We start from the raw sequence: 25,047 nt of genomic DNA on the forward strand, positions 1-25,047 counted from the left end.
CCTTACGGAAACGGTGTGTTCGGTCCTCTATGGTACCGCACGGAAGGCTTTGCGGGGGCGGGCATCCGCGGACTTTTGGAGAGTGCGGGCAAGCACGCGTCGGTCGCTGCAGCAATGGTTGTATACTTGCCCCATGGCTAACGAATCACGCATACAGGACATCAAACATCAGCTGGCAAGCGTTCCCACGCTGCCGGGCGTATACCTATGGAAGAACAAGGACGGCGAGGTCATCTACGTAGGCAAGGCCAAGCAGCTGCGGGCCCGCATGCGCCAGTACGTGAATTTCCAGGACGACCGCGCCAAGATCCCGCTGCTCGTGGACCAGATCGATTCCTTTGAATACATCGTCGTCGAAAACGAGCACGAGGCGCTGGTGTTGGAGAAGAACCTCATCAACCAGTACGCTCCGTTCTTCAACGCGGACTTCAAAGACAACAAGAGCTATCCGTTCATCGCGCTGACCAAAGGCGACGTGTTCCCGGCCATCAAATACACCCGTGAGAAGCATGTGGCTTCCACCCGGTATTTCGGGCCGTACACGGACGGACGTGCGGCGCGCCAGCTGGTGGACATCGTCCGCAAGGTCGTGCCGCTGTGCTCGAGCTCCTGTGCGGAGTGGCGCCGTCTGAAGAAGAAGCTCGATAATGACGATTTGACGGCGTTCCTGTCGGAGACCGGCACCCGGCCCTGCTTCGACGCCCATGTGGGATTAGGCCCCGGCGCCTGCTGCGGGCAGATCACGCCCGAGGACTACCGCAGGCACGTCGAGCGCGTGGAGAAGTTTCTGTCAGGCAGGCGCACCGAGTTCATCGAGGAGCTGACCCAGGAGATGATGGAGGCGGCCGCGGATTTGGATTTCGAACGCGCCGCACGTCTCAAATCAAGGATTGACACCATCAACTCGCTTACGGACCGCCAGCATGCGGTGTCGTCGCGCAATCTGAACGCCGATGTGGTGGGCATCCACCGCGAGGAGACCATCGCGGGCGTCCACGTGTTCATGATACGTGAAGGCCGCATCATCAACAGCAACGAGTTCGTGCTGGACCGCGGCAGCGACGTGCCCGACGAGGACCTGCTGCATACGTTCCTGCTGCGCTACTACGACGCCACCACGTCCATTCCCCACGAGGTTATCGTGGAGCGCGAGCTGGAGGACTCCGATGCCATGGAGGAGTGGCTGACGGGAAAGCTGGCCAGCAAGTTCGGCGCGAAGGTGCACCTTACGGTGCCTGCCCGCGGCGAGAAGGCGGAGCTGCTGGAAATGGCCCGCAAGAACGCCTCCCACACGCTGAACCGCTACAAGGTCCGTACCAACTACGAGGACAAACGGGTGAACGCCGCCCTGCTGCAGCTGGAAAGCGCGCTGGCGCTGGATGAGCCGCCCATGCGCATCGAGTGCTTCGACATCTCCACCATCCACGGCTCCTACACGGTGGCCTCCATGGTGGTGTTCACCGACGGGCGTCCCGACAAGGGACAGTACCGCCGCTTCAAAATCAAGACGCCTTTGGACGAGGCCGACGACTTCCTGAGCATGCGCGAGGTCATCGGGCGGCGCTACGCCCCCGAGCGCATGGCGGATACGCGGTTCGGCAAGAAGCCCGACCTGCTCATCCTGGACGGCGGTCTGCCTCAGCTCAATGCGGTGCTCGACCAGTTCGAGGAGATGGGCATTAACGACATTCCCGTGTGCGGCCTGGCCAAACGCGACGAGGAGCTGTTCGTCCCCTGGCAGCAGACAGGTCCTGTGGTGCTGCCGGGCGGCTCGGCCTCGCTGTATCTGGTCAAGCACGTCCGCGACGAGAGCCACCGCTTCGCCATCACCTTCCACCGGGAGCTTCGCGGCAAGGGCATGACCAAATCCATCCTCGACGACGTGGTGGGGCTCGGTCCCGTTCGCAAGAAGGCCCTGCTCAAATCCATGGGCGGTTTCAAGAAGCTTCGCGCTGCCAGCCTGGAGGAGATCAAGGCCACCAAGTCGGTCCCCGCTGAGGTGGCCGAAGAGGTCTACGCGGTCCTAAGGCAGTATAATGAGAAACGAACGACCGATATTTCAGAAGGGCTCGGGGAAGATCCTGTTCTGCAGGGCGAATCCGACGGGTCCGGCACTGACGACGTGCTTGAATAGGAGGCACCATGGTCCAGGAATTCAGCGACGACATCCAGAAGAGCCCTGATGCCAGCAATCTGGTCATCATCACCGGCATGAGCGGGGCGGGCCGCACCGAGGCCATGCATGTTTTCGAGGACATGGGCTACTACTGCATCGACAACCTGCCCGCCGGCCTGATCAAGAACCTTTTGGACATGGCGCACGCCTCCAACCTGCAGAAGAAGATAGCCGTCGTCTGCGACGCGCGCAACCAGTCGTATTTCGCGAATCTCCAGGGCGAGCTCGAGAACCTGCAGGGCCGTAACATTCCGTTCCGCGTGCTGTTTCTGGATGCGGACGACGAGAAACTGGTGGCGCGCTACAAGGCGAGCCGCCGCCGCCATCCCATGTGCGCCGAGGGCATGACCCTGGCCCAGGGCATCGCCGCCGAGCGGGCCCTGCTGTACGGCATCCGCATGATGGCCCGCGACGTGGTCAACACCTCCGACATGATGCCCCGACAGCTGCGCTCCCACATCCAGAGACTCTATTCCGACGAATCCGTGCGCGGCGGCCTTGCGGTCACCGTGTACTCCTTCGGGTTCAAGCACGGCGCGCCCACCGATGCCGACATCGTCATCGATGTGCGCTTCCTTCCCAATCCCTACTACGATTCCACGCTGCGCCCGCTGACGGGCTTGGATGCGCCCGTGCGCGACTTCGTCATGGCGCGCGACGAGACCGTGAACTTCCTCGCGTCGTGGAACAGCCTGCTCGACACGGTCATGCCTGGATACGTTCAGGAAGGCAAGCAGCAGCTGGCCATCGCCGTGGGCTGCACGGGCGGCCAGCACCGCAGCGTCGCCATCGCCGTGGCCACGGGCGAGCACCTGAGCACCCAAGGTTATCGCGTCAGCGTTACCCACCGCGACCTGCATCTGGCCGAATCGGTTCGTCGGTCCATCTACGAGGAACCTCCCGCGGATGAGGTCGGAACGCTGCCCTCCGCCGACGAACCCGACTGGGCATAAGAGGGAAGGTCTGCGAACATGACCCATTCCATATCACAGGATCCTTCGAACACAGCCTCGTTCGCACGCCTCCAGCTTTCCGCTGACGAGGCCCGCCAAGACCCGACAGCCCCCATCCGGGCGGTGGTCATCGGCGGCGGCACCGGAGCCCCCATGTCCATCCGAACGCTTTTGAGCCTGGATGCCCGGGTGTCGGCCGTGGTCGCCATGGCCGACGACGGCGGATCGACCGGCAAGCTCCGCTACGAGGCGGGGTCCCTTCCGCCGGGCGACATCCGCAAATGCATCCTGGCCATGGCATCCGACCCGGGCGACCCGGTGACCCGTGCCTTGAAGTGCCGCTTCGAGTTCGCGGGCAACCATTCGCTGGGAAACCTTCTGCTCGCGGCCCTCGAGGATGTGACCGGATCGTTCCCCGAAGCCATCGCGACCTGCGAAAACCTTGTGAACGCCCGGGGCAAGGTGTATCCGTCCACGTTGGACAAGGTGATGATCACGGCCACGACCAAGTCCGGCAACGTGATCCGCGGCCAGGCTCGCGCCTGCCATTCCCAGGAGACCCTTTCCCATGTGCAGTTGGAATCCGAAGAGCCGGTCAAGGCCTACGGGCCTGCGCTTGAGGCCATCAAGCAGGCCGACCTCATCGTTTTGGGGCCGGGTTCGCTGTTCACGTCCATCATCCCGAACTTGCTGGTGCCCGGCATAATCGACGCCATCCGGCAGTCCCATGCGCTCACGGTGTTCGTCTGTCCGCTGGCCGACCAGCAGGGCGAGACCCGCGGCATGACGGCGATCGAGCATTACCAAGCGCTGGTCGACCACGGCATGGGCGGCCTGATCCATTACATGGTGGTGCATAGCGCCGAACCGTTGAAGCCCGAAACGCCGATGGAGAGGGCAAGCCGGCCTCTGGGGGAGGGCGCCGACGACGGAAGGCGCGTCCCGAATGCGGGCGGGGATGCCCCCGTGGCCGTGCCGGTGAAGATCTCCTACGAGGACGCTGTCGCCATCCAGCAGCAGGGTGTTGTGGTCATCGTGCGCAACCTGGTGGACCCCAACCTTCCCACCTGGCACGATCCCATCGAGCTGAGGTCGGCGTTCAAGTCGATCATCGAGCTCAGCCGCTCGCAGGCCTCCCGCATGTGGAATCCTTCCGTCTTGAAAGGCCGGTAGGGCATGTCGTTCACCAACGATGTAAAAGACGAGCTGACACGCGTCATTCCGTCCTGCCGCCATTGCGACCGGTCGGTGCTGGCTGCGCTGGTGCGCATCGAGGGCACGCTGACGTTTTCGGGGCCGGGCAAGTACAAGCTCGAGATTTCCACGGAGCTTGGCTCGGTGGCCCGGTTGGTCATCCGGTCGCTGCACGGCATCTACCAGCTGGCGACCGAGCTCACCGTGCGCCGCAGCGTTCTGCATAAGACGCCGAACTACCTGATCACCGTGCCGAACCAGCCCAAGCTGGAACAGGCCCTCCACGACCTGGGCGTGCTTGGCCCCCAGGGTCTGCAGATGGGCATCGACGAGCATTTGGTGAAGAAGAACTGCTGCGCCGCCGGTTATGTGCGCGGGGCGTTTCTGGGCAGCGGGTTCATAGCCGACCCTCGCGGCGACTTCCATTTCGAAATCACCGTGGAGAACGCCGAGCTGGCCCGCGACCTGGCCGCCGTCATGAACGACCACGACATGAACGCGCATGTGCTGCAGCGCCGCAACTCCTATATCGTCTATATGAAAAGCGGCGAGTCGGTATCCGCGTTCCTCGCGTTCACGGGCGCCCACCAGTGCGCGTTGACCATGGAGAGCGAACGTGTGCGCAAAAGCGTACGCAACGACGTCAACCGCAAACTCAACGCCGAGCTGGCGAACCAGGCCAAGACCGCAAACGCTGCGGTGGACCAGATCGTCAGCATCCGCAAGATCGTCGAAAGCGGCAAGGTGAACACGCTGTCGCCGGGGCTGCAGGAGTTCGTCTACCTGCGCCTTCACAACCCTGAGCTATCCTTGAAAGAGCTGGGGGAGAAGGCGGACCCGCCCCTGTCGAAATCGGCGGTCTACCACCGCGTCCGCCGTCTTGAGGAGATCGCCAGCAAGCTGTAGCCGGAATTCGCCTACGCGTCCATACGGGTGCGGACGGCCTTGGCCAGCTGCTCGAATGCCACTTCGAGAATGGCCCGCGGACAAGCGATGTTGATGCGGATGAAACCGGAGCCCTCAAGTCCGAACATGGTGCCTTCGTCCACCCAAAGCTTGGCGTCGTGTTCCACCATGCGGTAGAGCTCGCCTGCGGTCAACCCCAGGTCGTTGCAGTCTATCCAGATCAGATAGGTGCTTTCGGGCTCGACGACGCGCAGTTCGGGCACGAAGTCCGCCAGATATCCCTTCACGTACTCCAGGTTGCCTTCCAGATAATCCTTCACCTGGCGCAGCCAGTCGTCGCCGTGCTCGTAGGCGGCTTGGGCGGCCGTAAGACCCAGGACGTTCACGCCGGACTGGCCGGTGGCCTTGATCGCGGTCTTGAAACGGGCCCGCATGTCCGGGTCGGCTATGAACACGTTCGACGCCTGCAGGCCTGCCAGGTTGAAGGTCTTGCTGGGCGCCGTGCAGGTCACGCAGCGCTTTTCGAACCGGGGGCTCAGCGAGGCGAACACCGTGTGGGTGTGGCCGGGTCGTGCGAAATCGGCGTGGATCTCGTCCGACACCACGATGACGTCATGGTCCAGGCAGATTTCGCCCAGGCGGCGAAGCTCGTCGGGGGTCCAGACGCGCCCGACGGGGTTGTGGGGGTTGCACAGCAGGAACAGCTTCACGTCGTTGTCTTCGATGCATGCTTCGAAATCGTCGAAATCGATGGCGTACTTCTCGCCGTCGAACACCAGAGGCGACCTGACCAGGGTGCGCCCGCCGTCTTCCACCACCTCTCTGAAGGGATAGTACACGGGTGGCTGGATGAGCACGCCGTCACCCGGCTCGGTGAACGCCGCCACCGCGGTGGCCAGGGCGTATACAACGCCGGGGGAGAGGACGATCCAGCTGCGGGACGGGGCGTAGCCGTGATGGCGTTCGAACCACGAGCGCACGGCATCGTAGTAGGGGGCCGACGGGTCGGTGTAGCCGAATATGCCGTGGCGCACACGTTCTGTCAGGGCGTCGAGGACCTCCTGCGGCGCGGGGAAGTCCATGTCCGCCACCCACAAGGGGATGAGATCCGCCGATTTGCCCCTCTCTTCGGCGTTGTCGTACTTGACGCTGTCGGTGCCGTACCGGTCGATGATGCGGTCGAAATCGTAGATCATGCTTGCTCCATTTCGCTCGTGTACGGAGCCATTCTATATCTAATTGAAGGACACGGTACGCACAACGCGTGGCGGTTCGGCACTTTCGCCCGCTGGAATTGTGGGACTCATGTGGCGTAAGATGGCCTCTGCGTTTGGAAAAATCGTATGAATGCAGTACTATATAGCGTCATACGCTCAGGCTGCGTGCTCCGGTTAACGGCTGTCGAGCTGCAAATCGCCTGATTAAAACGAATGTTACGTCGGACAGGCCCCCTTCTGGACCGACGTTGTGTACAACATGAATACCACCAATTCGAAGGAGTTTATCGATTTGAGCAATGGAAAACCTAGCGGCAAGGCCGCACAGTCCAAGGACGCTTCCAACGGCGTCCAGCCTTCGGCTGCGTCGGGCAACAAGAAGACCCGCCGCACGCGCCATGTGACTCTCGAACACGAGCGTCCCCACATCACCCGCGAGGTGGATTCTGCCAAGAAGGAATCCTTCGCCAAAGCGCGCACCCGCAATTCCCGCAAGTCCTCGGTGAACAAAGGCGGGGCCGTCAAGCACAAGAGCGACGCTCTCATGCGCATCATCCCCTTGGGCGGTTTGGACGGCATCGGCAAGAACATGACCGCGTTCGAATGCGGCGACGACATGGTGCTCATCGACGCAGGCCTCATGTTCCCCGACGACGGGCATCCCGGCGTCGACCTCATCCTGCCCGACTACACCTACGTGCTCGAAAACGAGCACAAGCTGCGGGGCATCCTGGTCACCCACGGCCACGAGGACCACACGGGTTCGCTTCCGTACCTGATGAAGGATCTGTCCTCCAAGGTGCCCATCTACGCCACCAAGCTCACGTTGGGCCTGATAGAGGGCAAGTTCCAGGAGCATCGCGTCAAGGCGCGCCTGCAGGAGATCCACGCCGGCGACGAAATCAAGCTGGGCAGCTTCGTCATCGACTTCTTCGCCGTGAACCATTCCATCCCGGGCGCGGTGGGCGTGTTTTTGCAATCGCCCGCGGGCAACATCCTGCACACCGGCGACTTCAAGCTAGACCAGACGCCCATCGACGGCATCCACACCGACTTCGGGGCCATGGCGCGCTTCAGCAAGATCGGCGTCGACCTCATGCTGTCCGACTCCACCAACGCCATGAAGACCACCTTCACGCCCTCCGAAGCCGAGGTGGGCAAGGCCCTGCGCAGCATCATCGAGAACGCCAAGGGCCGCGTGATCATCGCCAGCTTCGCAAGCCATATCCACCGTTTGCAGCAGATCGCCGACGCTGCGGTGGCCAACGGCCGCAAGGTCGTGGTCACGGGTCGTTCCATGATCCAGAACACCGACATCGCCCGCCGTCTGGGCTACCTTCACATCCAGGACATCGACCTGATCGACGCCTACGATCTGAAGGACATGCCGGCCGACAAAGTCGTCATCATGTGCACCGGCAGCCAGGGAGAGCCCCTGTCGGCGCTGTCCCGCATCGCCAACGGAGAGCACCGCACCATCGATATCGACCCTGGCGACACGGTCATCATCTCCGCCACGCCGGTCCCCGGCAACGAGAAGGCCGTCACCCGCGTGGTGAATTCCCTGTCCAAGATCGGCTGCGAGGTGTACGACAAGTCCCGCGCCATGGTGCACGTGTCCGGCCACGCCGGTTCCGAAGAGCTGAAGATCGTCATGTCCATCGCGAAGCCCAAGGCCTTCATGCCGGTCCACGGCGAAGCCGCCCACCTGCGCGCCCATGCGCGTTTGGCCGAAGCGGTGGGCATTCCCCACGACAACATCTTCGTCTGCGACAACGGCGACACGCTGGAGCTTTCTCCGTCGGGCGTCAGGCGCGGAGAGCCGGTCGAGAGCGGCATCGTGTACGTCGACGGTCTGTCGGTGGGCGATACCACCCGCGACGTGCTGTCCGAGCGCACGCAGCTGTCCAACTCGGGTTTGGCCTCCATCAGCGTGGCCATCGACCCAGCTCACGGCCGTTCCTGCGGCGACGTGATTATCGAGATGAAGGGCATCACCGGCGGCGACGTGTCCGAGCTGCGGGCCGAGGCCCACGACCGCATTGCCAGCGCCCTGCAGCGCGGCATGGACAAGAACGAGCGCGGCAAATCCTTGGAGAAGCACCTTCGCGACACCATGTACTCGCTTCTTTGGGAGAAGACCAAGCAGCGGCCCATCGTCATCGTCTCCATCATCGAGGTGTAGAAACCGCGCGTCGTTTTCGATTGTTTGACGGGTTCATCGGAGGGTTCGCATGTCGGGCCCTCCGTTTGCTATAATCAATCAATTACAACTATAAACACAGCAGTAAACGCAGCATAAACGCAGTATAAGGAGAGCATACGTGGCAAGAGGATCCAATTCTGCCGCCAAATCCAAATCGAATGCGTCCAAATCGAGCAGGGCGAAGGCGAACGGCTCCGCTGCCAAGGAGCCGGAAAGCCGCGTGCCTCTGAAGAAGGCCCAGAAGGGTTCCGGCGCGAAGGCCTCGAAGGCGTCCGAACAGAAGGTCGTGGCCACTGAGTCGCCTTTGCTGGACGAGCGCACCAAGCGCGACATCCTGGGCGTGGTGCTGGGCGTCTTCGCAGTGGCGCTGCTCGTTACCATGGTGGTGAAGCCCCAGGGCATCGTCACGTCGTTTTTGGCGAATACCATCCACGTCGGCCTGGGTGTCGGCGCCTACATCCTTCCCATCATCCTGATCGTCGTGTGCGTAAGCCTGTTCGTGCGCACCGAGCGCAGGTATTTCGCGCTGCGCATGGCCATCGGCCTGTTCCTGATACTCATCTGCATCATGTCGCTGTTCGCGCTGTACACCTCGGGCGGCGAGGCGGACTCCATCCTGTTCGCGCCCGAGAACCTGGCCACCCACGGGGGATACGTGGGCGCGGGCATCGCCTGGGTGCTGCTCAACCTGTTCGGCCGCGCGGTGGGAACCGTGTTCCTGCTGGGCTTGGGCATCGGCGCCGCCATCATCATCGGCTTCAGCGTGTCGGGTGTCATCAGCCTGGTGCAGGAGAAGGCCGAAGAGCAGCGGCAGCGCCGATTGGACCGCAAGGCCGAGGAGTACGCGCTGTACGACAACCAGCCCTATGACGTGGAACCCGACCCCGTCCAGCACGAGCCCCGCATCGTGCAGGCCCCGGCACCTGCGGAAAACCGCGTTGCCTCCGGCCTGCGCACCCGCATTCTGGGCGGCGGCTCCGGCACGGCGCACAGCGTTTCGGCAAGCGCGGGTGCAGGCGCCTACGCCGATGACTACGAATACGAGGAGCCCGCAAGCTCCGCCCAGACCCGCACGTTCGTGAGCCCCTTCAGCCAGGTCCGCGAGGTGGCGGGATTCAGCGCCAAGAACAACGCGTCACCGGATGTGCAGCGCCTGCCGTCCACGAGCCATGTGCCCCGCGACCTGTCCAAACCTCGCCGCGCCACCATGACCCTGCGTGAGCAGGCGTCGGCCGGGCTGGGGGACTACGGTCCCGGAGCCGACAACATGGACATGTACTGGCCGGGCGAATACGCCTACGAGGACGCAGGCTACATGGATGCCGTGTCGGACCGCGACGAGGGCGACCCCTACGGAACCGCCGTCAACGACTCCGACGCGTACTCTTCTGCAAACACCCAGGTCCTGGGTGCGGGTGCGCCTCCGCAGTCTGCCGCGCCGACGACCTATGTGCCCCCTGAGTTCACCCCTGCCACCCGCACGGGCCAGAAGGCCATGACCCGCCGCCTCAACCGCATAAGCGACGAGCCCGCCGCACCCCAGCCCGAGCAGCAGGAAGAACCCGCCGCCACGAAGAAGGCTCCCAAGACCCGGGCTTTGAACAAGAAGCCGGCATCCAAGAAGAAGGCCGACACCGCCGCCGAGGTCCGCGACGGATTTGTGCTGCCTTCGCCCGACCTGGTGAAGAGCAGCGGACGCGCCGCCAAGGCAAACGACGCCGAGCTGCGCTCCACCGCCGCCGAGCTGCAAACCACTCTGGAGGACTTCGGCATCATGGCCACGGTGGTGGACTGGGTGGCGGGCCCTACGGTCACACTGTTCAAGGTCGACCTTCCCAGCGGCGTGCGCGTGAACCGCATCATGAACCTGACCAACGACATCGCCCTGGCCCTGGCTTCGCCGGGCGTGCGCATCTTCGCCCCTGTTCCCGGCACGAATTACGTGGGCATCGAGGTTCCCAACAAGACCCGTCAGTCGGTGCTTCTGGGCGACGTGCTCAAGCATGTCAAGGGCGGCCCTCTGATGGTGGCCATCGGCAAGGACGTTGAGGGGCATCCCATCACGGCCGACCTGGCCAAAATGCCCCACCTGCTGGTGGCAGGCACCACCGGCTCCGGCAAATCCGTGGCCATCAACTCCATGATCATGACCATCCTCATGCGGGCCACCCCCGACGAGGTGCGCCTGATCATGGTTGACCCCAAGCGCGTCGAATTCACGCCCTACAATGGCATCCCGCACCTGTACGTGCCCGTGGTCAACGACAATAAGGAAGCAGCCAGCGCTTTGGCCTGGGGCGTTGCGGAAATGGAACGCCGTTTGAAGGTGCTTTCCAAACACGGCGTCCGCAACATCTCTCAGTACAACGCAAAGGTCGACGCCGGCGAGATCGACGAGCCCGATCTGACAGAGGACGGCGCCCAGGTGCGCAAGCTTCCCTATATCGTTATCGTCATCGACGAGCTGGCCGACCTGATGATGAACGTGGGTAAGGAAGTGGAGCTGTCCATCAGCCGCATCGCGCAGCTGGCGCGCGCGGCGGGCATCCACCTGATTCTGGCAACCCAGCGTCCGTCCACCAACGTTGTGACGGGCCTGATCAAGGCGAACATCACCAACCGCATGGCGCTCACGGTGGCTTCCGGCATCGACAGCCGCGTCATTCTGGATGAGACCGGCGCCGAGAACCTCATCGGCCAGGGCGACATGCTTTACGGCAAGCCGGAATATCCCAAGCCGGTGCGCATCCAGAGCTGCTTTGTGGACGAGGACGAGATCGAAGCGGTGGTCGAGCACCTGAAGACCCAGGGCGAGCCCGAATACCACAACGAGATCCTCAACGTGAACGTCATCGGCCTGGGTTCGTCCATGCCCGACGGGTCCGGAGGAAGCTCCACATCCCTCGATCCGCTCATTTGGGAAGCCGCAGATATAGTGGTTTCAAGCGGATTGGGCTCAACATCCAACATCCAACGCAGACTGAGTGTAGGCTATTCCCGAGCTGGACGTATAATGGACATGCTCGAAGAAAAAGGGATCGTAGGTCCCCCCAATGGAAGCAAGCCCCGTGAGGTGCTTGTCGATGAGCTCGAATTGGAAACGCTGAAGAGTTTTGAGCTGCACGACGAGCAAAAGGGTTCTATCGGATTTTAAGGAGTGATCTGCTGTGGCTGAAGCACCGCAGTTCGGAGCCATCCTGCGCCAGGCGCGCGAAGACTCCGGTGAAGATCTGAACACCGTTGCACGGCGTATCCGCATCCGTCCGGACATCCTCGAACGCATCGAGGAGTCCGACCTGGACGGCATGCCGCCCCGCGGGTATTCCCGCAATATGATCAACGCATACGCCCGCTACCTGGGTTTGAATCCCACGGAGCTGGTTAAGATGTATCTGGACGCGCAGTATGCGCACCAGATCGACAAGGCCCGCGCGAACATCCGTCCCTCGGGCTTCAACATGGACACGGGGCGCACCATGCGCGAGCGCCACGAGCTGTCTAACCAAGTGGGGGTGGGAGCGCCCGCGTCCCATTCCTCCTCGCACGTGCGCCGCAACGAGTCCTTCGAGGACCTGTTCCCGAGCTATGGCGAAACCGGCGGACGCCTGTCATCCTCCGGTGCCGGCGCCTATTCCGGAAGCTCCGCTTCGACCCGCTCGCTGGACAGCGCCATCACGTCCCGCGGCGCCTCCAGCGGCCTGGGCTCGGTGCATGTGGGCTCCTGCAACGGGTACGGCGACGGCCTTTCCCGCCGCCGTTCGCAGTCCGAAAGCAGCCTGACCCGCACCATGGAGCGCGTGCCGCAGAACGGTCGCCGTTCCCGTCGCGACAACGACCTGGGCGAACAGCCTTATTCCAACACGACGTGGTATGCCAACCAGCAAAACGGGTTCGACCTGCGCAGCAAGCTTCCCTTCATTCTGGCGGCCATCATCATCCTGCTGCTGGTAGTGGTCATCGCCGTGGTGGTCCAGTCCAGCAAGGCGCCGGCGGAAACCGACGACCAGACCACCATGAACATCTCCGGCATGCCTTCCTCATCCACCAGCACGTCGGACGACAAGGAAGCCGACAGCGAGAAGGATGCGGCGGCCGAGGAGGAGAAGGCCGAAGAGCCCGCCGAGGTCGCACCCACCGAAACGGTCATCAAGCTGTCCATTCCTGAGGAGGAGACCGCCTACGTCGAGGTGTACGAGGGTCAGACCTACAGCGAATCCAACGGGGAATCCCGCACGGCTGCGGAAACCTTCACGGGTCCCTACGAGCAGACGTTCAACGTGAACACCACGTTGCAGATCGTGACCACCAATCCCGACGGCGTGTACGTGACGCAGGATGACGAACAGGTGAGCTGGGAGGATTACGGCAGCGGCGTGTACGGCGTCACCTTCCGCTTCGAGGACGTGCTCAAGGCCTGGAACGAGGCCCACGGCATAACCACGGCGGCGGCCGAGACGACGGATGCGCAGTCTGCCGAATCGGGCGAGGCCGCAGAAGGCGAGGCGGAGCAGCCCGTCGAGACCACGGCGGAGGAGACCGCCGAAGCGTCTGCGGACGAATCCGCAGAGGTCGCATAGTAAAACGAAGACAAAGGGGGAGAGCCCTATGGCAAAAGAATCCAGCTTCGACGTCGTGTCCACCGTGGACATGCAGGAGATTGACAACGCATACCAGCAGGCGTGTCGCGAGATTGCGACCCGCTACGATTTGAAGGGGTCCGGCGCCAAGATCGACCTGGACAAGCAGGCCCGCAAGATTACCGTGTCCGCACCTGCCGATTTCGTGGCTAAACAGGTCATCGACGTCATCGGAACCAAGGTTGTCCGCCGCGGCATCGACCTGGGCGCCGTCAAGTGGGGCGACCCGCAGCCGGCCGCCGGCCAGAGCGTGCGCGTCGTGGCCGACATCGTCGAGGGCATCGACAAGGAAACCGCGAAGAAGATCTCTAAGGACATCCGCGACACCAAGCTCAAGGTGAAGGCCACGGTCGAAGGCGACAAGCTGCGCGTCAGCTCCGCCTCCAGGGATGCGCTGCAGGAAGTCATCCAGTTCCTCAAGGGACAGGACTACGGTCAGCCGCTGCAGTACGTCAACTATCGCTAAGGATCATACGTGTCGAATATCGATGTAACGTCCGTCCTGCTGAACGAGCAGGACGGACGTATTCCGTCTGTTAACTTCATCACCCTGGGCTGCGCCAAGAACGAAGTGGACTCGGCCGACATGCAGCGCCGACTGGTGTCGGCGGGTTTCGCGATCGTCGACGACGCCGAAGACGCCGACGCCGTCATCGTGAACACCTGCTCGTTCATCCAAGCCGCCATCGAGGAGAGCATCGACGTCATCTTGGAGGTGGCCGGGCTCGCCAACATCGCCGACGGCTCGTCCAAGCTCATCGTCGCAGGCTGCATGCCCGCCCGTTTCGGGGACGATCTGGAATCCGAGCTGAACGAGGCCAGTGCTTTCGTTCCCTGCAGCAAGGAGGACGACATCGTCGAGGTCGTCCAGCGTACACTGGGCGTGAATCCCGCACCCTTCGCCCGCGTGGACGTGGAAAGCGGCCCTGCGGCGGCCTATGTCAAGATCAGCGACGGCTGCAACCGCTTCTGCTCGTTCTGTTCCATTCCCTATATCCGCGGACGTTACCACAGCTTCCCTTACGAGCGCATCCGCGCCTCGGTGGAGCAGTGCATCGCCGAAGGCTCCGTGGAAATCACCCTCATCGGCCAGGATACGGGCTGCTGGGGCTCGGATTTCGAGGAGAAGTCCACCACGGCGCAGCTTCTGTCGAACCTGGCCGAAGAGTTCCCGGATACGTGGTTCCGTATCATGTACGTCGAGCCCGACGGCATAACCGACGAGCTGCTGGACGCCATCGCCGCGCATGACAACGTCTGCGACTACCTGGACATGCCGCTGCAGCATGCCAATCCCGAGCTGCTGAAATCCATGCGCCGCAAGGGCAGCGCCCCTGAGTTCCTGAAGCTTCTGGAACGCATTCGAACCCGCGTGCCGGGCATCACGCTGCGCACCACGCTCATCACGGGCTTCCCAGGCGAAACCGAGGAGGCCTTCGACGAGCTCATGGAGTTTCTGGAGGAGGCCGACTTCGATTACGTGGGCGTGTTCCCGTATTCGAGGGAGGAAGGCACCCGCGCCTACGACCTTCCCGACCAGGTAGAAGAGGAGCTGAAGGTGGCCCGGGCCCAGGAGGTCCGCGACCTGTGCGACGCGGTGGGGTCGGTTCATACCGCCGATCGCATCGGGAAAGAGCTGGACGTGCTGGTGTTGGGTGCCGAAGAGGACGGCCAGCTGTTCGGACGCGCCATGTGCCAGGCGCCTGATGTTGATGGCGTGGTATACGTCGACGGAGGCGAAGTGGGCGAAATTGTCCGCGTTACAATTGTGGACACGCTTGCATACGATATGGAAGGCGAAATCATTCATGGCTGAAACGAATGCTCAGACGATAAAGACCCCTTCGAACGTCATCACGATCATCCGTATCCTTTTGGTCCCTGTATTCGTCGTCGCCATTCTGAGCCCTTGGCCTGAGTGGCTTCACATCGGCGGGGCACAGGCCTGGCAGCCGTGGGCCGCAGCAGGCATCTTCATCCTCATTTCGGGAACGGACTGGCTGGACGGTTACCTCGCCCGCAAGCGCAACGAGGTTACCGACTTCGGCAAGTTCATCGACCCGATTGCCGACAAGATTCTGGTCACGGCCGCGTTGCTGGTGCTCGTCGAGCTGGGTTCGCTGCCCAGCTGGATCGTGCTCATCATTCTGGCACGCGAGCTCATCGTTTCCGGCGTGCGCATGATCGCCGCATCCCGCGGAGAGGTCATCGCTGCTTCTTATCTGGGCAAATTCAAGACGGTATTCCAAATGATCGCCATCGTGCTGTTCGTGGTGAAGGACAGCACCATCTTCCAGGGTCAGGCATCCGTGTGGCTTATCGTGCTGGCCTGGGTCGTTATGCTGATCGCCTTGGCGCTCACCGTCATCTCCATGGTTGACTACTTGTCCAAGGCCCGCCACCTGATCGGCTTCAAGCCTAAGGGCGGCATCCAGATTCCCGAGGAAGAGGAGACCATCGCCGAGCAGGTGCTGGGCGCCGCCAAGGCCAAGGGCGTCATGGTGGGCACTGCGGAAAGCTGCACCGGCGGCCTGATTGCCGGCACGTTGACCAGCATCCCCGGTTCTTCCGACAGCGTCGCGGGCGGCATCGTCAGTTATTCCAACGACGTGAAGATGGCCCGTTTGGGAGTCTTGGCGGAAACCCTCGACACTCACGGCGCCGTCAGCGAGCAGACGGCCTGCCAGATGGCCGAAGGCGCGCGCAAGCAGCTTGCGGTCGATGTCGCGGTGTCCGTAACGGGCATCGCCGGACCCGGCGGGGAAGTTCCCGGCAAGCCAGTGGGCACGGTCTGGATCGGCGTATCCAGCAAGCGCGGCACCCGCGCCGAGCTCCATCATTTCGACGGCGACCGCGATGCGGTCCGTTCCCAAACGGTGGATGCGGCCCTCCGCATGATGCTGGAAGAAATCAACGCCTTCTGATCTGGGCATTCAGGCTCAGCTCAGGTTCAGTTCAAAACCGGTTCAGGTTTTGGCCGTGTTTTGATGCAAAGTTTACATACGATTTGGCAAGGTTTGTGCTGTTAAATGGTCGTGTCGGAGGATAAAACTTCAATGGCCATTTTGAACATCTTCTTGACTTGAGAACATATGTTCGTAATAATGTAGCTAACGAGAATCAATCTGCCAAAAAGCAGTAGGCAAGGAGCATCCATGGCACGTAACTCACAACCGAAAAACATTTCGGACATCGACAACAAGGACGTGGCGTTGAAAAACGCTACGGAGCAGATCAATAAGAAGTTCGGCAAAGGTGCCATCATGAAGCTTGGCGAAGATGCCGAAAAGCTGGAGGTCGGCGTCATTCCCACAGGTGCGCTTTCGCTGGATGCTGCATTGGGTATCGGCGGCGTGCCACGTGGCCGAATCATCGAGGTCTACGGCCCCGAGGCAAGCGGCAAAACCACGCTGGCTCTGCAGATTCTTGCAGAGGCCCAGGCCGCAGGCGGCATCGCTGCGTTCATCGATGCGGAGCACGCCCTCGATCCAACCTATGCGGCCCGCTTGGGCGTAGACATAGATGAGTTGCTCATTGCCCAGCCGAGCACCGGCGAAGAGGCGCTTGAGGTCTGCGACATGCTGGTGCGTTCCAACGCCATCGACTGCATCGTTATCGACTCCGTCGCGGCTCTGGTGCCACGTGCAGAAATCGAAGGCGAAATCGGCGACGCAAGCGTCGGCCTGCAGGCACGTCTCATGTCCCAGGCATTGCGCAAGCTTGCCGGCTCGCTGTCTAAATCGAATACCACGTGCATCTTCATCAACCAGCTGCGTGAGAAGATCGGCGTCATGTTCGGCAATCCCGAAACCACTACGGGCGGCCGTGCCCTGAAGTTCTTCGCCAGCGTTCGTATCGACGTGCGCCGTATCGAAACGTTGAAGAACAAGAGCAACGAGCCCTGCGGCAACCGCGTGCGTGCCAAGGTCGTCAAGAACAAAGTGGCTCCGCCGTTCCGTCAGGCCGAGTTCGACCTCATGTACGGAACCGGCATTTCTCGCGAAGGCTGCATTCTCGACATGGGCGTCGAAGCGGACGTCGTCACCAAGAGCGGCTCGTGGTACACCTATGGCGAAGAGCGCCTGGGCCAGGGTCGCGATGCCGCTAAGGAGATGCTGCGCACCAATCCCGACCTGCGCGACGAGATCGAAGCCAAGGTGCGGGAATACTTCGACATTCCGATGCCCGGCCAATCGGTGACCGTTGATGTGGCCGAAGAGAACGCTGGCGGCTTGGAATAGCCTGGGCGGGTGCGACCGATGGTTCAAATCGACATTGCGTCGCTGGTCGAGTCCGGTATGGAGCATCGAGCCATCGATGCTCCTCCTTCGGATGAGCAGCAGCAGGCATTCGACAAAATCGTACGGTGGCTTAATGTGCGCGACCGATCCCAGAAAGAGGTCCGCAATCGGCTCCTGAAGAACGACTGCAGTCCGGATGTGGCCGATGACGCCATACGCCGGGCTGTCAGATGCGGTCTTCTGGACGACCTGCGTTTCGCCGATGTGCTCATCCGCACCAGGATCACGCAGGGGAAGGGTCGCAAGGGCATCGAGCATGAGCTCGCGAAGCAAAACATCTGCGTCGGGGATGTGCCCGATTGGCCGGAGCGGTATTTTCCTGAGGGAGGTCCCACAGAATTTGACCGTGCCATGGCTTTGCTGGAGAGAAAGCCCACCCGTTCGAAGAATCCCAGGGCGGCTGCATACCGTAAGCTGTACGTCAATGGGTACAGCTCGTCAGTGGCCGAATCGGCATCGCGTGCTTTTGTTGCACAACGGTTTGATTTTTAGTGATTGGCGCCTGTTTCGACGCATTTAGGTGTATTATTAATGAGCTTGAGTGTTCGCGTCGGATGCCCGGCGCTATTACGATATTGATTTTCAACATCTGAATATCTTTTTCGATGCCCCTTTCAGGCGCGATGCGCTCATGGAGTGCCATGCGGATGTCCTGCATGGCATGGCTGTTATGTATACGTTAACGAAAGGGAATAACCGATGGACTACGTTATCGTTATCCTCGTGCTCATCGTCGGCATCGCCGCCGGTGTGGCTATCGGTTTGATCGTCTCCCGCAACATGGCAAACTCTTCCACCCGTCGCGCTGCCGATGAGGCCAAACGCCTGATCGACGATGCGGAACGACAGGCCGACACGCTGCGCCGCGAGGCAGTCGTCGAAGCCAAGGATGAAGTTCTGAAAATGAAGCAGGAGGCCCAGGCCGAAAACAAGGAGCGCATGCGCGAAGTGCGCGCTGCCGAGAACCGCATCAACCAGCGTGAGGAATCCCTCGACCGCCGCGTGGAGAGCCTGGATGCCCGTGAGCATCAGCTGTCCTCTATGCAGGGTCAAGTTGAACGCCGCGAACGCGACGTCGCCAAGGCTATGGAAGAGGTCAACGTCCGCCTGGAGGAGGTTGCCGGCATGTCTCCGCAGGAAGCCAAGGAAGAGCTTCTCGACTCCCTGCGCGACGAGGTCACCCATGAAAGCGCCGCCATCATCCGCGATGCCGAGCAGCGCACCAAGGCCGAGGCCGACCGCAATGCCCGCGAGATCCTGAGTCTGGCCATCCAGCGTGTCGCTGCCGACCACACGGCTGAAACCACGGTCAAGACCATCCACATCCCCAGCGATGATCTGAAGGGTCGCATCATCGGTCGCGAAGGCCGCAACATTCGCTCTTTTGAGCAGCTGACGGGCGTGAACCTGCTTATCGACGACACGCCGGAGTGCGTCACCATCTCGTGCTTCGACCCGGTTCGTCGCGAGATTGGCCGCATCACCATGGAGAACCTCATCGCCGACGGCCGTATCCATCCGGCCCGCATCGAGGAAATGTTCTCCAAGGCTGAGCGTCTGGTGAACCAACAGGTGCAGGAGGCCGGCGAGCAGGCCACCTTCGATTGCGGCATCCATGATCTGCATCCGGAGCTGGTCCGCACCTTGGGCCGTCTGCGCTACCGCACCTCCTACGGCCAAAGCGTCCTCAACCACTCGCTGGAAGTCGCGTACCTGTGCGGCGTCATGGCTTCCGAGCTCGGTCTGGACCCTGCTCCCGCCAAGCGCGCAGGTTTGCTGCACGACATCGGCAAAGCCATCGACCATGAGGTCGAAGGCCCCCACGCTCTCATCGGCGGCGATCTTGCCCGTCGTTTTGGGGAACGTCCCGAAATCGTGCACGCCATCGAGGCGCATCACAACGACATCGAAACCAACAGCGTCATCGACGTTCTGGTTCAGGCCGCCGACGCCGTTTCTGCGGCACGTCCCGGCGCCCGCAAGGAAAGCCTCGAGAGCTACATCAAGCGTCTCGAGAAGTTCGAGGAGATTGCAAACGCCCATCCCGGCGTCGAGCGCACCTATGCCATGCAGGCCGGTCGTGAGATCCGCGTCATGGTTGCTCCCGAACAGGTCGACGAGGCCGCTTCCGTGGTGCTTGCGCACGACATCGCCAAACAGATCGAAGACGAAATGCAGTACCCCGGCCAGGTGAAGGTCGTGGTTATCCGTGAAAGCCGCGCCATCGACTACGCCAAGTAAACGACGGAGTTCGACGTGGCCGATCAGAATCTGCATGAGTTCATAGATTCGGTATCTACGCAGGACCGCCTCCGGGTCGAAAACGACCTGGGAGGCGGTTTTGTTCGTCTTCGCGTGTCCGAGGCGGAACGCCGCCAGGCCCAGCAGGACATCCGCTCGGTCGAAGATGCCGTAATCGAAATGCTCCGCAACGCACGCGACGCGGGTGCCCGCACGGTTTTCGTGGCATCTGCGAAATCAGGCGCCGAACGCACCGTCGTCATGGTGGACGACGCCTGCGGCGTGCCCTTAAACATGTGGGACACCATCTTCGAACCCCGCGTCACCTCGAAACTCGACAGCATGCTCTTCGACGACTGGGGCGTGCATGGTCGCGGCATGGCCCTGTATTCCATCAAGCAGAACGCAACCCTGGCTCAGGTCGAATCCTCCGTCGAAGGAGGCGGTTCAGCGTTTAGAGTGGTGTTCGACACATCCAAGCTTACCGAGCGCGCCGACCAGAGCACGTGCCCGGAGCTGCAGCGCTCCGAGACAGGGGAGTGGGTGCTGGGGGCGAGCCCCCACAACATCAACCGGTCGGTGGCGGAGTTCGCTTTGGCCAACCGAAAAGAATGCACGGTGTACATGGGCAGCATGGTGGAGATCGTCGCGACTCTTTATGCTTTCGGGCGCCAAGCGTTGCGGACATATTCCATCATGCCCGACGATTCGGCAGACGATGTGGCGCCCAGCAAGCGGCTGGCGATGGCCCGCAACGCCGACGAGCTGGTTGACCTCGCTGCCACACTGGGCATATCCATTTCATCCCGTAGCGCGTACCGCGTCATCAACCGCAACGTCGATCCATGCGACCCGTTCCTCACCACGCTGCCTCGGGCTGTTGCGACCCCCGTCACGAAGAAGGGCCGCGCGAAGGACGTTCTTAAGGATTTCCGCGGTCTGAAGATAGCTGTCGAAGACATCCAGGATTTTTCGGACGATCTGAAGAAGCCTTTCGCTCGTCTGGCTGCACGCTACTATCTTGAGCCTGACGTCGAGCCGAAGATCCGCGTCGATTCCGACGGGGTGCACGTGACGTTTCCCGTGCGTAAGATGTGATGGACACTGGAGAATTGCCTGAATGCATTGCGAATTTGCGAATGGTTCGGGTACAATCACAAGGCTAAACAGAATATGCACTAAATAACAGAGCTCAAATGCAACAAGGATCGACCCACATGCCTGAAAGCATCTCAGAAAAGCCTTCGGTAGGCTGCCTTAAAGTATCATCCAAGTCGTCGCCGGCTTCCGTCGCCGGTGCCATCGCTGGCATGATCAAAGACGGTGTCGCGGTTGAACTGCAATCTGTCGGCGCCGGCGCTGTGAACCAGGCCGTCAAGGCTATCGCCATTTCGCGTGGGTTCCTCTCTCCGGTCGGCATCGAAATCGTGTGCGTCCCGTCTTTTGCGGACATCGTCATCGATGGCGAGTATCGCACGGCCATCCGATTCGACGTGGAACCGCGTAAGCAGGTCGAGCATTTGGGCGACGAAGGCTTCGAAGGCTAGGTACGCTTATCTCGGCCGTTTCCGTCTCCCTTGTCCAGAGGATATGATGAATCAATTCTTAACAGGCCGTTCGTTCTACGTGTTCACGTACGGCTGCCAGATGAACGAACACGACTCCGAACGCATCGTCGGCATGCTGGAGGCCTGCGGCGCACATCGAACCGACGTGTTCGAGGATTCGGAAATCGTCATTTTCATGACCTGCTGCGTGCGCGAAGCCGCCGATGTGCGGTTGCGCGGCCAGGTCAACAGCATCAAGAACGTCCCGTTGCCGCGCACATCTGAACTGAAGAAGCGCGTCGTGTGCATCGGCGGCTGCATCGGTCAGCGCGACGGGCAGCAGCTCATCGACGATATGCACCACGTGGACGTGGTCTTCGGCACCCAGAACATCGAACGTCTTCCGTACCTCATCAACGGAGTGTTGTCCCGCGGCGGCCACATCGCCGAGGTGCAGGAGGAGTCCGACACCTTCTCGACAGATTTGCCGTCCAAGCGCGAGCATGACTGGGCCGCCTGGCTGCCCATCACCGTGGGCTGCAACAATTTCTGCACCTATTGCATCGTGCCCTATGTCCGCGGCCGCGAGCGCTCCCGTGCCATCGAGTCCGTGGTGGCCGACGCCCAAGCTCTGGTTGCCGAGGGCGTGCAGGAGATTACCCTGCTGGGCCAGAACGTCAATTCCTACGGGCGTGACCTGTACGGCGAGCCCCGTTTTGCGGACGTGCTCAAAGGCGTGGCCGCAACCGGCGTGCCCCGTCTGCGTTTCGCCACATCCCACCCGAAGGACCTGACCGACGAGGTAATCGAGGCCTTCGGCACGTTGGGCAACCTGATGCCCGCGCTCCATCTGCCGGTGCAGTCGGGTTCCGACGCCATCCTCAAGCGCATGCATCGTTCCTATACGGTGGAACATTACCTGGGGCTCATCGACAAGCTGCGTGCGGCATGCCCCGACATCTCCCTGTCCACCGACATCATCGTCGGGTTCCCTGGCGAAACGGAGGAGGATTTCCAGGCAACCTACGACCTGGTGGAGAAGGTGGGCTACTCCCAAGTGTTCACGTTCATCTATTCGCCCCGCGAAGGCACCCCTGCCGCCAAGATGAAAGACGACACGCCTCGTTCCGTCATCCAGGAGCGTTTCGAACGTCTGGTGCAGATGGTGCAGGACAAGGCCTACGAACAGAACCAACGATTCGCCGACCGCACGCTGGATGTGCTGGTGGAGGGCGTTTCGCAGCGCAACGATTCCATCATTGCGGGCCGTTCGCCCCACAATGCCATGGTGCACGCGCCCATTCCCGAAGGCAAGACCATCGAGCAGCTGAAGGGCACCATCATCCCCGTGCATGTGGACGAGGCGAAGACCTGGTACCTTTCCGGCACGGTCGTCGAATAGCCGGCCTTTGGCGCTTGATCTCACATACCCCGTCATCGTCGTCGTAGGTCCTACGGCCTCCGGCAAATCCGGCGTGGCCGCAGAGTTCGCCCGGCGGGTGCATGGCGAAGTGGTTTCGGCCGATTCGATGCAGGTCTACCGCGGCATGGATATCGGTACGGGCAAGATAACCCCTGATGAGCAGCTTGTAACCCACCACGGGCTCGACATCTGCAATCCTGGCGAGGCTTATTCGGCATCCCGTTTCCAGGAGTACGCCAGGGCATGCTTCGCAGACATCGACGCGCGTGGTTCGCTGTCGGTGCTTGCGGGCGGGACCGGGTTCTACGTGCGCGCGGCCATTGACGATTACGATTTCGCATCGGGCGAGCAGGTGGGAAACCCCGTGCGCGACAAGTGGCAGGCCTATTACGACGAGAACGGCGCCGATGCGCTGTGGAACAGGCTTCACGAGGTGGATCCGAAAAGCGCGGACATCATCCATCCCAACAACGTGAAGCGCGTCATTCGTGCTTTCGAGATGCTTGAGCTGGACGGTAAAGGCTATGCCCAGGTGCATGCGGGATTGGCAAGCATCGGGCAGTTCGTCCCGGCGGTGTTCTTCGGTCTGGCCGTGACGCCCGACCTTCTGGTGCAGCGCATCGAACGCCGCGTGGACGCCATGTTCGACGCGGGATTGGTCGCCGAGGTGGAGGGCCTGCTCGAGCAGGGGTTCGAAAGCGCCTGCACGGCTCGGGACGCCATAGGCTATAAGGAAGTGGTTGCGGCGCTTCGGGGTGAAATCACCATGGACGAGGCCCGCGAACAGATCAAGACCGCCACAAGGCGCTATGCCAAGCGGCAGCGCAGCTGGTGGCGTAAGGATTCGCGTATCATATGGCTGGATGCGGACGATCCTAATCCGCAGAAGCTTGCCGACGAGATACTTAAAACGCTTTCAGACAAGGGGTATACGGATGTCGTTTGCCGATATGGACGCCAATAGCGTGATGGAGGACCGCGAGCGGGCTATCCTCGTGGGCATCGATTATCGCGACAATGCGAGTGAGTACTCGCTGGAGTCGTCTTTGGACGAACTGGCTCGTCTGACCGATACGGCCGGGGCCGATGTTGTGGCTACCACCTCCCAACGTTTGGACTCGCCGAACCCACGCACGTTCATCGGATCGGGCAAGGCAGAGGAAATCGCCTCGATGTGCCGGTCCCTTTCGGCGGACGTGGTCATCTTCGACGACGAGCTTACGCCTTCGCAGCAGAGCAACCTTGAGAAGGTCCTGCCCAAGGACGTGAAGGTCATCGACCGCACCGCTCTTATTCTGGACATATTCGCCCTGCACGCCACCACCAAGGAAGGCCGCCTGCAGGTCAGGCTCGCTCAGAACCAGTACCTGCTGCCGCGTCTGCGCGGCATGTGGGCGCATCTTGCCAGCAACCGCATGGGCGGCGGCGTAGGTTCCCGCTTCGGCGAAGGCGAAAGCCAGCTCGAGGTGGACCGCCGCATGGTCCGCAAGCGCATCACGTCCATTCGCCGGGAGCTGGAGCAGGTTGCGCAGATGCGCACGATCCAACGTGCCGCGCGATACGACTCGGGTATATTCAAGGTGGCAGAGGCGGGGTATACCAATGCAGGAAAATCAAGCCTGCTCAACCGTCTGACCAATGCCGAAGTGCTGAGCTATGACAAGCTGTTCGCCACGTTGGATTCCACCACGCGCAAGCTGGTGCTGCCTGAAGGCCGCGAGGTGACCATCACCGATACGGTCGGATTCATCCAGAAGCTGCCGACGACGCTGGTCGAAGCGTTCAACAGCACGCTGGATGAGATTCGCGGAGCCGATTTGATCATGCATGTGGTGGACGCGTCTTCGAACGAACGGGACCTGCAGATGAACGCCGTAGGTGACACGCTGGAGCAGATCGGCGCCCAGGACATTCCGCGGCTCGTCGTGTTCAACAAGATCGACCTGGTGGACGAAGGGGACCGCGCTATCCTGGCCTCCCGCTATCCGATGGCCATTCTGGTGTCCGCTGAAACCGGCGAGGGCATCGACGGTTTGATAGACGCATTGGCCCGCGCCGTCGCCGCGCAGGAGGAGCTCATGGATGTGCTGGTGCCCTATTCGAAAGGCAGCGTGGTGTCTTTGGTGCACGAGCGTTGCACGGTGCTTGCGGAAAGCTACGGGGAGGACGGTACGCGTCTGACGCTGCGAGCACCACGGGATCTGATAGCTCTGCTGGGCCAGTATTCGGTCCAATAGCAACCCGAT

19 protein-coding genes are annotated in these 25,047 nt (G+C 61.7%); 18 read left to right on the top strand and 1 reads right to left on the bottom strand.

Features of this window, described 5'->3' with window-relative positions; translation table 11 throughout:
• Nucleotides 1-133: 133 nt before the first annotated feature.
• From uvrC to whiA, 4 genes are read left to right on the top strand one after another with little or no spacing between them, the layout of a single operon-like run.
• A complete protein-coding gene (gene uvrC, locus SHEL_RS05195; protein WP_012798199.1) occupies nt 134-2,134 on the top strand; it encodes an excinuclease ABC subunit UvrC in 2,001 nt (666 codons plus the stop codon).
• Nucleotides 2,135-2,142: 8 nt separating this feature from the next.
• Entirely contained in the window at nt 2,143-3,129 is a 987-nt protein-coding gene (rapZ, locus tag SHEL_RS05200) for an RNase adapter RapZ (protein WP_012798200.1), read from the top strand.
• 18 nt (nt 3,130-3,147) lie between these two features.
• Nucleotides 3,148-4,302: a gluconeogenesis factor YvcK family protein gene (locus tag SHEL_RS05205; protein WP_012798201.1), complete on the top strand. Its 1,155-nt coding sequence runs from the start codon at nt 3,148-3,150 to the stop codon at nt 4,300-4,302.
• Nucleotides 4,303-4,305: 3 nt separating this feature from the next.
• On the top strand, nt 4,306-5,229 hold the full coding sequence (whiA, locus tag SHEL_RS05210; RefSeq protein ID WP_012798202.1) for a DNA-binding protein WhiA: 924 nt from the start codon (nt 4,306-4,308) through the stop codon (nt 5,227-5,229).
• Between the two features lie 11 nt (nt 5,230-5,240).
• Here whiA and SHEL_RS05215 read toward each other — a convergent pair whose 3' ends face one another.
• Nucleotides 5,241-6,425: a MalY/PatB family protein gene (locus SHEL_RS05215; protein WP_012798203.1), complete on the bottom strand. Its 1,185-nt coding sequence runs from the start codon at nt 6,423-6,425 to the stop codon at nt 5,241-5,243.
• A 280-nt stretch (nt 6,426-6,705) separates the two neighbouring features.
• Here SHEL_RS05215 and SHEL_RS05220 point away from each other — a divergent pair, with 280 nt between their 5' ends.
• The 14 genes from SHEL_RS05220 to hflX all read left to right on the top strand — a co-directional run bounded on the left by SHEL_RS05220 (nt 6,706) and on the right by hflX (nt 25,038).
• Nucleotides 6,706-8,631 carry a ribonuclease J gene (locus SHEL_RS05220; protein WP_083762411.1) on the top strand — a complete coding sequence of 642 codons (1,926 nt, stop codon included), beginning with the start codon at nt 6,706-6,708 and terminating at the stop codon, nt 8,629-8,631.
• Between the two features lie 139 nt (nt 8,632-8,770).
• Nucleotides 8,771-11,806, top strand: coding sequence for a DNA translocase FtsK (locus tag SHEL_RS05225; RefSeq protein ID WP_012798205.1), 3,036 nt, complete (start codon nt 8,771-8,773; stop codon nt 11,804-11,806).
• Nucleotides 11,807-11,819: 13 nt separating this feature from the next.
• Nucleotides 11,820-13,229 (top strand): helix-turn-helix domain-containing protein, encoded by a 1,410-nt coding sequence (locus SHEL_RS05230; RefSeq protein WP_012798206.1) that lies wholly within the window; start codon nt 11,820-11,822, stop codon nt 13,227-13,229.
• A gap of 28 nt (nt 13,230-13,257) precedes the next feature.
• Nucleotides 13,258-13,755 carry a YajQ family cyclic di-GMP-binding protein gene (locus tag SHEL_RS05235; RefSeq protein WP_012798207.1) on the top strand — a complete coding sequence of 166 codons (498 nt, stop codon included), beginning with the start codon at nt 13,258-13,260 and terminating at the stop codon, nt 13,753-13,755.
• Between the two features lie 9 nt (nt 13,756-13,764).
• A complete protein-coding gene (rimO, locus tag SHEL_RS05240) occupies nt 13,765-15,105 on the top strand; it encodes a 30S ribosomal protein S12 methylthiotransferase RimO (protein ID WP_012798208.1) in 1,341 nt (446 codons plus the stop codon).
• Nucleotides 15,098-16,213: a CDP-diacylglycerol--glycerol-3-phosphate 3-phosphatidyltransferase gene (gene pgsA, locus SHEL_RS05245; protein ID WP_012798209.1), complete on the top strand. Its 1,116-nt coding sequence runs from the start codon at nt 15,098-15,100 to the stop codon at nt 16,211-16,213. The genes rimO and pgsA overlap by 8 nt, the downstream gene beginning before the upstream one ends.
• 231 nt (nt 16,214-16,444) lie before the next feature.
• Nucleotides 16,445-17,530, top strand: coding sequence for a recombinase RecA (gene recA / locus SHEL_RS05250; protein WP_012798210.1), 1,086 nt, complete (start codon nt 16,445-16,447; stop codon nt 17,528-17,530).
• A gap of 18 nt (nt 17,531-17,548) precedes the next feature.
• On the top strand, nt 17,549-18,082 hold the full coding sequence (locus SHEL_RS05255) for a regulatory protein RecX (RefSeq protein WP_012798211.1): 534 nt from the start codon (nt 17,549-17,551) through the stop codon (nt 18,080-18,082).
• A gap of 207 nt (nt 18,083-18,289) precedes the next feature.
• A complete protein-coding gene (gene rny, locus SHEL_RS05260; protein WP_012798212.1) occupies nt 18,290-19,831 on the top strand; it encodes a ribonuclease Y in 1,542 nt (513 codons plus the stop codon).
• A gap of 15 nt (nt 19,832-19,846) precedes the next feature.
• On the top strand, nt 19,847-20,929 hold the full coding sequence (locus tag SHEL_RS05265) for an ATP-binding protein (RefSeq protein ID WP_012798213.1): 1,083 nt from the start codon (nt 19,847-19,849) through the stop codon (nt 20,927-20,929).
• Nucleotides 20,930-21,048: 119 nt separating this feature from the next.
• Nucleotides 21,049-21,378, top strand: coding sequence for a stage V sporulation protein S (locus SHEL_RS05270; RefSeq protein WP_012798214.1), 330 nt, complete (start codon nt 21,049-21,051; stop codon nt 21,376-21,378).
• 46 nt (nt 21,379-21,424) lie between these two features.
• Nucleotides 21,425-22,780 carry a tRNA (N6-isopentenyl adenosine(37)-C2)-methylthiotransferase MiaB gene (miaB, locus tag SHEL_RS05275; RefSeq protein ID WP_012798215.1) on the top strand — a complete coding sequence of 452 codons (1,356 nt, stop codon included), beginning with the start codon at nt 21,425-21,427 and terminating at the stop codon, nt 22,778-22,780.
• A 7-nt stretch (nt 22,781-22,787) separates the two neighbouring features.
• A complete protein-coding gene (miaA, locus tag SHEL_RS05280) occupies nt 22,788-23,765 on the top strand; it encodes a tRNA (adenosine(37)-N6)-dimethylallyltransferase MiaA (protein WP_012798216.1) in 978 nt (325 codons plus the stop codon).
• The gene (hflX, locus tag SHEL_RS05285) at nt 23,737-25,038 is read left to right on the top strand and encodes a GTPase HflX (protein ID WP_012798217.1); all 1,302 of its coding nucleotides are present in this window, start codon (nt 23,737-23,739) and stop codon (nt 25,036-25,038) included. The genes miaA and hflX overlap by 29 nt, the downstream gene beginning before the upstream one ends.
• Nucleotides 25,039-25,047: the final 9 nt, after the last annotated feature.

The sequence above is a fragment of the Slackia heliotrinireducens DSM 20476 genome, assembly GCF_000023885.1.
Taxonomy (GTDB): Bacteria; Actinomycetota; Coriobacteriia; order Coriobacteriales; family Eggerthellaceae; genus Slackia; species Slackia heliotrinireducens.

Excerpts from the sequence above, each read along its gene's own strand:
- recA (WP_012798210.1), top strand. The coding sequence starts at position 16,445 with ATGGCACGTAACTCACAACCGAAAAACATTTCGGACATCGACAACAAG.
- rapZ (WP_012798200.1), top strand. The coding sequence starts at position 2,143 with ATGGTCCAGGAATTCAGCGACGACATCCAGAAGAGCCCTGATGCCAGC.
- pgsA (WP_012798209.1), top strand. The coding sequence starts at position 15,098 with ATGGCTGAAACGAATGCTCAGACGATAAAGACCCCTTCGAACGTCATC.
- miaB (WP_012798215.1), top strand. The coding sequence starts at position 21,425 with ATGAATCAATTCTTAACAGGCCGTTCGTTCTACGTGTTCACGTACGGC.
- hflX (WP_012798217.1), top strand. The coding sequence starts at position 23,737 with ATGTCGTTTGCCGATATGGACGCCAATAGCGTGATGGAGGACCGCGAG.
- SHEL_RS05220 (WP_083762411.1), top strand. The coding sequence starts at position 6,706 with ATGAATACCACCAATTCGAAGGAGTTTATCGATTTGAGCAATGGAAAA.
- whiA (WP_012798202.1), top strand. The coding sequence starts at position 4,306 with ATGTCGTTCACCAACGATGTAAAAGACGAGCTGACACGCGTCATTCCG.
- SHEL_RS05270 (WP_012798214.1), top strand. The coding sequence starts at position 21,049 with ATGCCTGAAAGCATCTCAGAAAAGCCTTCGGTAGGCTGCCTTAAAGTA.
- SHEL_RS05205 (WP_012798201.1), top strand. The coding sequence starts at position 3,148 with ATGACCCATTCCATATCACAGGATCCTTCGAACACAGCCTCGTTCGCA.
- rny (WP_012798212.1), top strand. The coding sequence starts at position 18,290 with ATGGACTACGTTATCGTTATCCTCGTGCTCATCGTCGGCATCGCCGCC.
- SHEL_RS05235 (WP_012798207.1), top strand. The coding sequence starts at position 13,258 with ATGGCAAAAGAATCCAGCTTCGACGTCGTGTCCACCGTGGACATGCAG.
- SHEL_RS05255 (WP_012798211.1), top strand. The coding sequence starts at position 17,549 with ATGGTTCAAATCGACATTGCGTCGCTGGTCGAGTCCGGTATGGAGCAT.
- uvrC (WP_012798199.1), top strand. The coding sequence starts at position 134 with ATGGCTAACGAATCACGCATACAGGACATCAAACATCAGCTGGCAAGC.
- SHEL_RS05215 (WP_012798203.1), bottom strand. The coding sequence starts at position 6,425 with ATGATCTACGATTTCGACCGCATCATCGACCGGTACGGCACCGACAGC.